The organism is Micromonospora sp. U56 (assembly GCF_018070095.1).
GTDB lineage: Bacteria > Actinomycetota > Actinomycetes > Mycobacteriales > Micromonosporaceae > Micromonospora > Micromonospora purpureochromogenes.
The window spans coordinates 1-10,757 of the sequence record NZ_JAGPYL010000171.1 but is presented as its reverse complement, the minus strand read 5'-3'; the positions used below and the strand labels follow the sequence as shown (position 1 = coordinate 10,757).

Genomic DNA, 10,757 nt, shown 5'->3' with positions numbered 1-10,757 from the left:
AGATCGTCCGACCCGAAGCCCACAAATGCTCCAACACCTGCCGATGCCCGAACGTCAACACACCCGGCCTCGCCACCAGCACCCCCAGCCCAACCAAGATCAGTTGCACTGAAGCCTAGAAACCACCGCCGGATCCTGACGCAAACCTCTTGATCAACGAGGCCGAAGCGGGCCCGGGCGCGGCCGAGGCCCGGGCCGGGTGGGGGCGGGGCTCGGGCCGGGTGGGGGCGGGGCTCGGGGGCGCCAGGCGGGTCAGACGCGCAGCAGGCGGGTGAGGATCTCCACCGCGCGGTCGATCCCGGCGTCGTCGACGTCCATGTGGGTGACCAGGCGGGCGGTGCGCGGGCCGAGCACCGAGACCAGCAGGCCCTCGGCACGGGCGGCGGCGGCCAGGGCCTTCGCGTCCAGCGGGTGCTTGGTCAGGTCCAGCGGGACCAGGTTGGTCCGGACCGGCGCGGCGAGAACCCCGAACGGGGCGACCGCCTCGGCCAGCCGGGCGGCCTTGGCGTGGTCCTCGGCGAGCCGGGTGACGTGGTGGGCCAGCGCGTACCGGCCGGCGGCGGCGAGGACGCCGACCTGCCGCATGCCGCCGCCCATCCGCTTGCGGATGAACCGGGCCCGGTCGATCTTCTCGGCGCTGCCGAGCACCAGCGAGCCGATCGGGGCGCCGAGGCCCTTGGACAGGCAGACCGACAGCGTGTCGAAGAGCCTGCCGTACTCGGCCAGCGGCACCCCGTCGGCGACGTGCGCGTGCCAGATCCGGGCCCCGTCGCAGTGCAGCGCCAGCCCGTGGTCGTCGGCGACCCGGCGCAGCTCGCGCAGCGTGGTCAGCGGGATCACCCCGCCGCCGCCCCGGTTGTGGGTCTGCTCGACGGCGATCGCCCGGGTGGGCACCGCGAAGTAGCCGTCGGGCCGGACCATGCCGGCGACCATGTCCGGGTCGATGTCCGCGCCGACCGCCGGCCAGGTCCGTGAGGAGATCCCGCCGTACGCGGCGGCGGCGCCGATCTCGTACGTGACGACGTGTGCGTCGGCGTCGCAGAGCAGCTCGTCACCGGGGGGTACGACGAGCTGGAGGGCGATCTGGTTGGCCATCGAGCCGGTCGGGGCGAACAGCGCCGCCTCGTGCCCGAAGAGCGCGGCGACCTCGGCCTCCAGCGCGGCGACCGTCGGGTCCTCGCCGTAGACGTCGTCGCCGACCTCGGCGGTGGCCATCGCCTCCCGCATCCCGGCGGTGGGCCGGGTCACCGTGTCGGACCGCAGATCGATGAACTCAGCCACGCAGCATCTCCGCCACCAGGAAGGCCAGCTCCAGCGACTGCTGGGTGTTCAGTCGCGGGTCGCAGGCGGTCTCGTACCGATCGGGCAGGTCGAGGTCCTCGATGCCCTGGGCGCCGCCGAGGCACTCGGTGACGTCCTCGCCGGTCAGCTCCACGTGCAGGCCGCCCGGGTGGGTCTCCAGGCCGCGGTGCACCTCGAAGTAGCCGAGCACCTCGTCGACGATCCGGTCGAAGTGTCGGGTCTTGTAGCCGTTGGACGACTCGTGGGTGTTGCCGTGCATCGGGTCGCACTGCCAGACGACCTTGGCGCCGGCGGCGGTCACCTTGGCCACGATCGGCGGCAGCGCGTCGCGGACCTTGTGGTTGCCCATCCGGCTGATCAGGGTGAGCCGGCCGGGGACGTTGTCCGGGTTGAGCTTCTCGCAGAGCTCGATGGCCTCGTCCGGCGTGGTGGTCGGGCCGAGCTTGACGCCGATCGGGTTGGCGATCCGGGAGATGAAGTCGATGTGCGCCCCGTCGAGCTGCCGGGTCCGCTCGCCGATCCAGAGGAAGTGCCCGGACAGCCCGTACGCCCGGCGGTCGGAGACCCGGGTGAGCGCCCGGTCGTACTCCAGGGCCAGGGCCTCGTGGGAGCAGTAGAGGGTGACGGTACGCAGCGCCTCGTCCTCGGTCATCCCGCAGGCGCGGATGAAGGCCAGCGCCCGGTCGATCTCCCGGGCGATCGCCTCGTAGCGCTCGCCGGCCGGCGAGTTCTTGACGAAGCCCTTGTTCCAGTCGTGCACGGCGTGCAGGTCGGCCAGCCCGCCGGCCAGGTACGCGCGGAGCATGTTCATCGCGGCGGCCGAGTTCGCGTACGCCCGGATCATGCGCTGCGGGTCGGCGATCCGCGCCTCGGGCGTGGCCTCCAGCGCGTTGATCATGTCGCCGCGGTACGCGGGCAACCCACGGGCGTCGGTCGGCAGGGACCGGGGCTTGGTGTACTGGCCGGCGACCCGGGCGACCTTGACCACCGGCAGCGAGGCGCCGTAGGTCAGCACGATCGCCATCTGGAGCAGGGTGCGGGCGTTGGCCAGCAGGTGGCTCTCGGTGTTGTCGGCGAAGGTCTCGGCGCAGTCGCCGCCCTGGAGGAGGAACGCCTTGCCCTCGCAGACCAGCGCGAGGCGCTGCCGGAGCTGGTCGACCTCGTAGGGCGCGACCACCGACGGTACGACGTCGAGCACCTTGCAGACCTCGGCCACCTGCGCCGGGTCGGGCCAGGGCGGGGTCTGTGCCCGGGGCAGGTCCCGCCAGCGGTCCAGGCCGAGGGCCGCGTCCTCGGCGGAGTCGACGGTGGGTCGGCTGGTCTGCAGCCCGGGGCTGCTCACGGCGGGGTAGCTCAGCTGATGCCACTCATGGCGCATGAGGGAAAGCGTACGGCGACGGTCGGGGTGACCGGCCGTCGAGGGGGACGGTTCCGGCAGATGGGAGGGTCAGGGGTTGACCGACGGCTCCGGGGTGTGCCCGCCGGGCGCCTCGCCGGAGATGCACCAGTCCGCGCCACTGCGGGTGACCGTGAACAGCAGCGACCGGGGCGCGTCCCGGGCGCCGACCGAAACGGTCACCGAGGCGCTGACCTCCTGCCCGCGCGGGCCGGAGCGCACGTCGGTGATGGCCGCCTTGGGCACCTCGAAATGGTCGGCGAAGTCCCCGTTCGGGCCGGTGGCCGCCGCGTCGAAGGCCTGCTGCATCGGCGCGCAGAGCTGGCTGCGGCCGGCCGCGACGTCCTTGGCGGCCATCGCGTCGAGGTAGGCCTGCACCCGCTCGCGGGACTTGGTGGCCGCCTCCTCGGCGGGGGCGCGCCCGATCGCGGGGCCGTCGCCCGCGTCGTCGTCACCGCCGATCCCGCAGCCGAGCAGGGACAGCGGCAGCAGTGCCAGCGCGGCGACGCCGGCGGCGCGGTGCCTCGGGCGCATGGGTCCTCCCCTCGCGTGCGGACATCGAGAGATGCCGAGCGGCGAGTCTGTCACATCGACCGACCTGCATGGCACGCCGTCATGGCCCCGCCGCTCTCCAGCCGACACCCGCACGACCGATAAGGGGTGACGGATACCCGACGGCGGGCCCCGATCACCGGCCGGGTCGGCGGCGGCACGGCCGGCCGCCGGTGCGCCGGGAGTTGCGGCTGGGGCCGGAGCGCCTGCCGGGGCACCGTCGCCGCGCGCACCCGACGGAGGCTGGCTAGTCTGCGGTGGTCGACGCGCCCGGGCGCGTCGCCGTAGCAGGAGGTGACCGCCCATCCTTTCCGTGGCGTCGGTCGACACCGGGTGGCTGCCACCGGCCGAGCGGTTCGACTTCTGGCAGGACCTGGTCGCCCGGGAGTCGGCGCCGGCCCGGATCAGCAGTGACCACGCCGCCGACTTCACCGCCTCCGCGCGGGTGGTCGACCTGGGCGTGGTCCGGCTCGGGGTGTGGCGGTACCCGTCGCTGGAGCTGCACCGGACGCGCCAGATGATCCGCAGCACGGATCCGGAGCTGTACCAGCTCGCCCTGCCGCTCTCCGGGCACGGCGCGGTGTCGCAGCAGCGGCGGCAGGCGCCGCTCGCCCCGTCCGGCTTCAATCTCGTCGACACCGTCCGCCCGCACGGGTCGTCGCACCGGGCCGACGGGACGGCGGCCGGCCCGGTGCGTACGCTGACCGCGCTGTTGCCCCACGCGGCGCTGCCGCTCCCGGCGCACCGGATCGAGGAGCTGCTCGCCGCCGAGCTGCCCGCCGGCAGCGGGATGGGACTGCTGCTGGCCCGCTTTTTGCGCCAGGTCGCCGACCACCCCGAGCAGTACGCGCCGACCGACGCCGCCCACCTCGACCAGGTCGCCCTGGCGCTGATCGCCGGCACCCTGGCCGGCCGGCTCGACGACGAACTCGCCCTGCCGCTGGACGTCCGGGTCACCGGGCTGCGTACCCGGATCGAGGCGTTCGTGCAGCGGCACCTGGCCGACCCGGAGCTGACCCCGGCCGCGGTGGCCGCGGCGCACCACCTGTCGCTGCGGTCGCTGCACCGGCTCTTCGAGGGCACCGGCACCACGGTGGCCGGCCTGATCCGCGCCCGCCGTCTGGAGCGCTGCCGGCGCGACCTGGCCGATCCCCGGCTGGGCGGCCTGGCCGTGCACGAGGTGGCCGTGCGCTGCGGGTTCCGCGACCGGGCCCACTTCAGCCGGGCGTTCCGCGCCCGGTACGGCATGTCGCCGCGCGAGCACCGGGAGCGGGCCGCCCGACGGTGAGCGCACGCGGGCGGGGAGGGACCGTGGGTGTCCCTCCCCGCCGTGTGGGTGGTGCGTCGGCGCTCGGCTCAGCCGAGACCGCCCTTGATGGCGCCGATCAGCTCGCCGTTGCCGGTGTCACCGGAGAGCTCCCAGAAGAAGGCGCCACCGAGGCCCTGGTTCTTGGCGTAGGTCATCTTGCCGCCGATGGTGGACGGGGTGTCGTAGCTCCACCAGTTGCTGCCGCACTTGGCGTACGCCGTGCCGGCGATGGTGCTGGTGGCCGGGCAGGTGTTCTTGAGGACCTTGTAGTCATCGATGCCCTGCTCGTAGGTGCCCGGGGCGGGGCCGGTGGCGGTGCCGCCCGGGGCGGTCTGGGTGACCCCGGTCCAGCCCCGGCCGTAGAAGCCGATGCCGAGCAGCAGCTTGCTGGCCGGGATGCCCTTGGCCTTGAGCTTCTGGATCGCGGCGTCGGAGTTGAAGCCCTGCTGCGGGATGCCGGTGTACGAGGTGAGCGGCGAGTGCGGGGCGGTGGGGCCCTGCGGGTTGAAGGCGCCGAAGTAGTCGTACGTCATCGGCATGATCCAGTTCAGCGACGACGCCGCGCCGGCGTAGTCGGTGGCGTCGATCTTGCCGCCGGTGCTGCCGTCGGCGGTGATGGCGGCGGTGACCAGCGCGCTGGAGCCGAACTTCGACCGCAGGGCGCCGACCACGTTCTTGAAGGCGTTCGGTCCGCTGCTGTCGCACTGCAGGCCGCAGGCGTTGGGGTACTCCCAGTCGACGTCGATGCCGTCGAAGACGTCGGCCCAGCGCGGGTCCTCGACCAGGTTGTAGCAGCTGTCGGCGAAGCCGGCGGGGTTCTGCGCGGCCTGGGTGAAGCCACCCGACCAGGTCCACCCGCCGAAGGACCAGATCACCTTCAGGTGCGGGTACATCTTCTTGAGCTTGCGCAGCTGGTTGAAGCTGCCGCGCAGCGGCTGGTCCCAGGTGTCCGCGACACCGTCCACACTGTCGGCTGCGGTGTACGCCTTGTCGTAGTCGGCGTAGCTGTCACCGATGGTGCAGCGCCCGCCGGTGGTGTTGCCGAAGGCGTACAGGATGTGGGTCAGCTTGGCCGCGGACCCGCTGGTGTGAATGTTCTTGACGTGGTAGTTGCGGCCGTAGACCCCCCACTCGGCGAAGTAGCCGACGACCTTCTTGCCCCCGCTTGGCGGGGGCGTGGTCGGCGACACCGTCGGCGAGGCGGTGGGCGACGCGGTGGGCGACGCGGTCGGCGAGACCGTCGGCGAGGCGGTCGGCGAGGTGGTCGGGGTGCCGCCGCCGCACGGCGCCCCGTTGACGGTGCAGTTCAGCGGCGCCTTGTACGACCCGGTGCCGTTGTAGCCCCAGCTGAAGCTGGCGCCGGGGGCGAGCGGGCCGGCCCAGCTCTTCTTGACCGCGACGTAGTGGTTGCCGCTGCTGGTGACGTCGGCGTCCCAGAAGCTGCTGATGGTGGTGCCCGACGGCAGGTCGAACTCGATGCGCCAGGTGTCGACGCTGGCGCTGGAGCCGTTGGCGACGGTCACCCGGCCCTCGTGGCCGGTCCCCCAGTCCTGCGCCTTGGCGAATGTCGCGGTCACGCTCCCGGCGCCGAACGCCGAGGTCACCGGCACCGCGGCGACGGTCAGCGCGACCACGGCGCCGGCCCAGAGGGCGCGGCGGAGCGATCTGTTCATGTGGCACCTCCTCCAACAGTTAGGAAACTTTCCAGAAGATGGGGAGACGCTACTCACGCCGTCATCACTTCGTCAAGATGTGCATTTATCGATTTCCCCGTGGATTGCCGCGGCGCGTCAGCCGGGACGCGTAGCCTCACGACATGACCGTCTTCGACATCGAGATCGACGCCCTGGCCGGCGGCCCGGCCGACCTGGCCGCGTACCGGGGCCGGGCGCTGCTGGTGGTGAACGTGGCCTCCCGCTGCGGCCTCACCCCGCAGTACGCCGGCCTTCAGGAGCTCTACACCACCTACGCCGACCGGGGCCTGGTGGTGCTCGGGGTGCCGTGCAACCAGTTCGCCGGGCAGGAGCCGGGCACGGCCGACGAGATCGACGACTTCTGCCAGGTCAACTACGGGGTCACCTTCCCGCTGACCGAGAAGGCCGACGTCAACGGCCCGGCGCGGCACCCGCTCTACGCGGAACTGGTCGGCACCCCCGACGCCGAGGGGCACACCGGGGACGTGCGGTGGAACTTCGAGAAGTTCCTCGTCGCGCCGGACGGCACGGTCGCGGCCCGGTTCGCCCCGACCGTCACCCCGGACTCCGCCGAGCTGCGCGCCGGCATCGAGAAGGTCCTGCCGGCCTGAGCCGCCGCCCGGTCGCCCGGTCGCCCGGCCGGCGCGGGCCGGGGCGCGGCGTCGTCCATACCGGACGCGGCCGCGACCGCGCCGCCCACTGGCCGGTGGGCGGCGCGGCGCGGCCGGGGGCGGCGGTGGCGGGTCAGCCGGCCGCCGAGCGGAACACCGGGTAGTAGCCACCGGACTGGCCGGCCGCCGTCGGGTGGTACGAGATGCCGATGTTGGCGTAGTTCAACGCGTGCAGCCACTTCTCCCCGTAGCTGCACAGCTGGTGCCCGACGAAGATCGACCGGACGTCGGCGAAGGTGAAGCCGGCGGCGGCCGCGGCGCTGCGGGTGATGTCGTCGACCAGGTTGATGCCTTCGTTGATCTTCGCGCGGGAGGTGGCGCTGAGCCCGACGCAGAACGTGCCGAGCTGGTAGAAGACCGGGTAGCCGACGACCACCACCCGGGCGGACGGGGCCCGGCTCTTGATGCCGTTGTAGACGCCTGCCAGCAGCCCGGCCAGCTGCGCGCGGGCCTTGTCCTCAGCGGCCTGCACCGCCGCCACGCACTGCGTCTCGCCGTAGAGCACGCAGGTGGTCATGATGCTGGAGAAGCCGACGTCGTTGCCGCCGACCGTGATGCTGACCAGCGTGGTGCTCGCCGAGAGCGCGGCGAGCTGGGTGTTGGTCACGCTGGTGGTGGTTGCCCCGGAGCAGGCCACCGAGCGGTACGAGGCGGGCCTGATGTTGGTGTTGTACAGCGCCGGGTACGCGCTGGTGCTGCGCTGACAGGAACCGCTCTCGGCGGTGTAGTTCCCGGCGCCGACGCCGGAGGCGTACGAGTCGCCGAGGGCGACGTACTGGTCGCTGGGGGATGCCTGGGCGGGCACCGCGATGCCGAGCGTGACGCCGAGGGACGCGGCGAGGCTCAGGGCGAGGGTCACGAAACGGGATCTCCGCACGTCGCACTCCTGGGGGTGGGAAGTGGTGGTGTGAGATAGATATCAATTGATCGGTGCGGGTCGGAAGATCACCGATTGCGCGGCAGGTGAAGATAGATCCTTAGCGATACAAACCATTGCCAGTGATGCGATCGATGATGAAGGATTCCTCCACGGGACGATCCGTGCGCGCCGGCCGAATAACCAAGCACGGCGGTAGGGAATGCCGACGTCCACACCGGAGTTGGCAACGGACATGACAACTGTGGGACTGATCGGCAGCGGCAACATCGGTGGCACCGTGGCCCGGCTGGCGGTGGCCGCCGGTCACGACGTGGTGCTCAGCAACTCGCGCGGACCGGAGACGCTGAAGGACCTGGTGGCGGAGCTGGGCCCGCGGGCCCGGGCGGGCACGCCGGCCGAGGCCGCCGCGGCGGGGGACCTGGTCGTGGTCACCATTCCGCTGCGGGCCTACCGCGAGGTGCCCGCCGCGCCGCTGGCCGGCAGAACGGTCATCGACACCAACAACTACTACCCGGAGCGGGACGGGCACTTCCCGGAGCTGGACGACGAGTCGACCACCACCAGTGAGCTGCTCCAGGCGCACCTGCCGAAGTCCAGCGTGGTCAAGGCCTTCAACAACATCTACTTCGCGCACCTGCACGCCCTGGCCCGCCCGGCCGGGGCCGCCGACCGCAGCGCGCTCCCGATCGCCGGCGACGACGCCGGCGCCAAGGCCGTGGTGACCGCGTTCCTCGACTCGCTCGGGTACGACACCGTCGACGTCGGGCCGCTGGCCGAGGGTTGGCGGTTCCAGCGGGACACCGCAGCGTACGCCGGCCTCTACTCGGCCGACCCGGCCGACTGGGAGCGGCCCGCCGCGAGGAACGCGGAGCAGGTCCGGGCCGCGCTGGCCGCCGCCCGCCGCTACGCCGACAGCTGATCGTGGACGCGGCACCCGTCGGCGGTGCCGGACTCCGGTCCGGCACCGCCGGCGCACCACTCCGGCTCGCCCGTCTGCCCGGGGCCGGGGCCGGGGAGCGCGCCGACGCCGGGGAGCCCGGTCAGGCCGGGGAGCGCCACTCGTCGGCGAGCACCGACCAGACCTCGATGTCGATCCGCCCGGCCGGCCCCGGGTAGAGCTGCCGCAGCGTGCCGTCGCGCCGCATGCCCAGCCGCCGGGCCACGGCGATGCTGCGCGCGTTGTCGGCGTTGGTACGCCACTCCACCCGCCGGATGCCCCGCTCGCCGACCGCCCAGTCGACGATCCGGCCGACCGCGCGGGTGACCAGTCCCCGGCCCTCGGCAGCCGGCTCCAGCCAGCAGCCCGCCTCGCAGACGCCGAGCGCGGCGTCGAACGACACGAACATCACGCCACCGACCAGGACCCCGTCGGCCCAGATGCCCCAGATGCCGCCGGCGTCGCGCGCCCACAGGTCGGCGTAGCGGCGCAGCACGGTACGGGCCGACTCGAGGTCGGTGGCCACGAAGGACGCGCCCACCCAGGGCGAGATATGCTCCCGGGCCCGGTCCAGGTGGGCGAGGAACTCCTCGGCGTGCCAGGGCGACAGCGGTCGCAGCTCGGCGTTCGCGGTCAACGGCAGGGCGAACACGGGGGACTCCTCAGGACGGCGGGGCGGGCAGGTTCAGGCGCAGGGTGGGACCCGGGGTGTCCCGGAAGCCGAGTGAGCGGTAGAGCGGCTCGCCCGCCACCGACGCCCGCAGGTCGATCTTGCGTACGCCCCGGTCCCGGTACCAGTCCAGCAGCCCGGTCAGACAGGCCCGGGAGTAGCCGCGCCGCCGGTACTCCGCGTCGGTGACGACGTTGAAGACGTACCCGGTCAGACCGCTGGGGTTGCCCGGCCCGCCCAGGCGGCGGTCGATGGTGCCGGTCGCACAGGCGGCGAGCACGCCGGGCCGGTCGGGAGCGTCCACCACGAACACGGCCATCAGCTCCGCCGGGTCGGCGAGCCGTTCGCGCAGCACCTCCCGGGCGGCCGGCTGCCACGGCCCGGGCGGCGGCTCCGCCCCCTCCATCGACGCCAGCATCACCCCGCGCAGCCGGACGATCTCCGCCGCGTCCCCGGGTCCGGCCCGCCGCACCTTGATCATGACCGGACGGTACCGCACCGTGCCGGCCCGGCCCGGCGGCCGATCCCCGTCGATCGGACACGCGGCGCTACGCCCGCCCGTGGTTGCGTCGAAGTCCCGCCCGCGAGACTCTACGACCGGTCCCCTGACGCCCCGGAGGCGACATGCACACGCTCCGTAACCTGCCCCGCCGGCTCGTCGCCGCCACCGGGGCGCTGCTGCTCGGCGCGGCGCTGGCCGCCGCCGCCCCGCCCGCCCGGGCGGCCGCCGCCGCCGGACCGGACGTCGGGTACGTGCGCCTCGCGCACCTCTCCCCCGACACGCCCGCCGTGGACGTCCATCTCTCCGCGCCGGGCGCGGCCGAGCCCCGGGTCTTCCCCGCCGTCGGCTACGGCGTGGTCTCCGAGTACCTGACCCTGCCCGCCGGCCGGTACGCGGTGGCGATGGGCGGGCGCCCCGGCCAGCCAACCACCGGTGCTCACCACCGAGGTGGCCGTCGAGGCCGGCGCGGCGTACACGGTCGCCGGGGTGGGCCGGCACGCCGACCTCGGCCTGCGGGTGCTCGCCGACGACCTCAGCGCCCCGGCCCCCGGGCAGGCCAAGCTCCGCGTCGTGCAGGCGTCGGTCCTGGCGCCGGTCATCGACGTCGCGGCGACCGACGGGCCGGCCATCGCCGACGCGGTCCGCTTCGCCACCACCACCGACTACCGCGAGGTCGAGCCGGGACGCTGGCGGCTGCGGCTGGGCGGGGACAACGGCCCGACCACGGACGCCGAGGTCACCCTGAGCGGCGGCCGGGTCTACTCGCTGCTGGTGCTGGACGGCCGGCGCGGTGGACTCGCCGCCGAACTGCGCGAGGACGCTCGGGGCGGGGCGGTCACCCCGG

11 protein-coding genes and 1 pseudogene are annotated in these 10,757 nt (G+C 73.4%); 5 read left to right on the top strand and 7 right to left on the bottom strand.

What is annotated here, in order from left to right; genetic code table 11:
* Nucleotides 1–252: 252 nt before the first annotated feature.
* The 3 genes from KBX37_RS31680 to KBX37_RS31670 all read right to left on the bottom strand — a co-directional run bounded on the left by KBX37_RS31680 (nucleotide 253) and on the right by KBX37_RS31670 (nucleotide 3,232).
* The gene (locus KBX37_RS31680; RefSeq protein WP_210779521.1) at nucleotides 253–1,281 is read right to left on the bottom strand and encodes a low specificity L-threonine aldolase; all 1,029 of its coding nucleotides are present in this window, start codon (nucleotides 1,279–1,281) and stop codon (nucleotides 253–255) included.
* Nucleotides 1,274–2,680 (bottom strand): class II 3-deoxy-7-phosphoheptulonate synthase, encoded by a 1,407-nt coding sequence (locus KBX37_RS31675; RefSeq protein ID WP_154943912.1) that lies wholly within the window; start codon nucleotides 2,678–2,680, stop codon nucleotides 1,274–1,276. The genes KBX37_RS31680 and KBX37_RS31675 overlap by 8 nt, the downstream gene beginning before the upstream one ends.
* A 69-nt stretch (nucleotides 2,681–2,749) precedes the next feature.
* A complete protein-coding gene (locus KBX37_RS31670; RefSeq protein WP_210779520.1) occupies nucleotides 2,750–3,232 on the bottom strand; it encodes a hypothetical protein in 483 nt (160 codons plus the stop codon).
* Between the two features lie 331 nt (nucleotides 3,233–3,563).
* On the opposite strand from KBX37_RS31670, the gene KBX37_RS31665 reads away from it, so the two are divergent.
* On the top strand, nucleotides 3,564–4,538 hold the full coding sequence (locus KBX37_RS31665) for a helix-turn-helix domain-containing protein (RefSeq protein ID WP_210779519.1): 975 nt from the start codon (nucleotides 3,564–3,566) through the stop codon (nucleotides 4,536–4,538).
* Between the two features lie 68 nt (nucleotides 4,539–4,606).
* On the opposite strand, the gene KBX37_RS31660 is transcribed toward KBX37_RS31665, so the two are convergent.
* On the bottom strand, nucleotides 4,607–6,232 hold the full coding sequence (locus KBX37_RS31660; RefSeq protein ID WP_210779518.1) for a glycosyl hydrolase family 18 protein: 1,626 nt from the start codon (nucleotides 6,230–6,232) through the stop codon (nucleotides 4,607–4,609).
* 143 nt (nucleotides 6,233–6,375) lie between these two features.
* On the opposite strand from KBX37_RS31660, the gene KBX37_RS31655 reads away from it, so the two are divergent.
* Nucleotides 6,376–6,864 (top strand): glutathione peroxidase, encoded by a 489-nt coding sequence (locus tag KBX37_RS31655; protein WP_210779517.1) that lies wholly within the window; start codon nucleotides 6,376–6,378, stop codon nucleotides 6,862–6,864.
* Nucleotides 6,865–6,997: 133 nt separating this feature from the next.
* Here the strand turns inward: KBX37_RS31655 and KBX37_RS31650 are convergent, their stop codons facing one another.
* Nucleotides 6,998–7,801, bottom strand: coding sequence for an SGNH/GDSL hydrolase family protein (locus KBX37_RS31650; RefSeq protein WP_210779516.1), 804 nt, complete (start codon nucleotides 7,799–7,801; stop codon nucleotides 6,998–7,000).
* Nucleotides 7,802–8,036: 235 nt separating this feature from the next.
* On the opposite strand from KBX37_RS31650, the gene KBX37_RS31645 reads away from it, so the two are divergent.
* Nucleotides 8,037–8,723: an NADPH-dependent F420 reductase gene (locus KBX37_RS31645; RefSeq protein ID WP_210779515.1), complete on the top strand. Its 687-nt coding sequence runs from the start codon at nucleotides 8,037–8,039 to the stop codon at nucleotides 8,721–8,723.
* A 121-nt stretch (nucleotides 8,724–8,844) separates the two neighbouring features.
* On the opposite strand, the gene KBX37_RS31640 is transcribed toward KBX37_RS31645, so the two are convergent.
* A complete protein-coding gene (locus tag KBX37_RS31640) occupies nucleotides 8,845–9,393 on the bottom strand; it encodes a GNAT family N-acetyltransferase (protein ID WP_210779514.1) in 549 nt (182 codons plus the stop codon).
* Between the two features lie 10 nt (nucleotides 9,394–9,403).
* The gene (locus KBX37_RS31635) at nucleotides 9,404–9,892 is read right to left on the bottom strand and encodes a GNAT family N-acetyltransferase (protein ID WP_210779513.1); all 489 of its coding nucleotides are present in this window, start codon (nucleotides 9,890–9,892) and stop codon (nucleotides 9,404–9,406) included.
* A gap of 143 nt (nucleotides 9,893–10,035) precedes the next feature.
* Here KBX37_RS31635 and KBX37_RS35370 point away from each other — a divergent pair.
* Nucleotides 10,036–10,263, top strand: a pseudogene (locus KBX37_RS35370) (hypothetical protein); the annotation flags it as partial.
* 82 nt (nucleotides 10,264–10,345) lie between these two features.
* Nucleotides 10,346–10,757, top strand: a 412-nt coding sequence (locus KBX37_RS35365; protein ID WP_307849288.1) for a DUF4397 domain-containing protein, incomplete at its 3' end; no start/stop codon positions are given.

Bases quoted from the DNA above. Each gene is read 5' to 3' on its own strand.
- KBX37_RS31670 (WP_210779520.1), bottom strand. From the start codon at position 3,232: ATGCGCCCGAGGCACCGCGCCGCCGGCGTCGCCGCGCTGGCACTGCTG.
- KBX37_RS31655 (WP_210779517.1), top strand. From the start codon at position 6,376: ATGACCGTCTTCGACATCGAGATCGACGCCCTGGCCGGCGGCCCGGCC.
- KBX37_RS31660 (WP_210779518.1), bottom strand. From the start codon at position 6,232: ATGAACAGATCGCTCCGCCGCGCCCTCTGGGCCGGCGCCGTGGTCGCG.
- KBX37_RS31675 (WP_154943912.1), bottom strand. From the start codon at position 2,680: ATGCGCCATGAGTGGCATCAGCTGAGCTACCCCGCCGTGAGCAGCCCC.
- KBX37_RS31635 (WP_210779513.1), bottom strand. From the start codon at position 9,892: ATGATCAAGGTGCGGCGGGCCGGACCCGGGGACGCGGCGGAGATCGTC.
- KBX37_RS31645 (WP_210779515.1), top strand. From the start codon at position 8,037: ATGACAACTGTGGGACTGATCGGCAGCGGCAACATCGGTGGCACCGTG.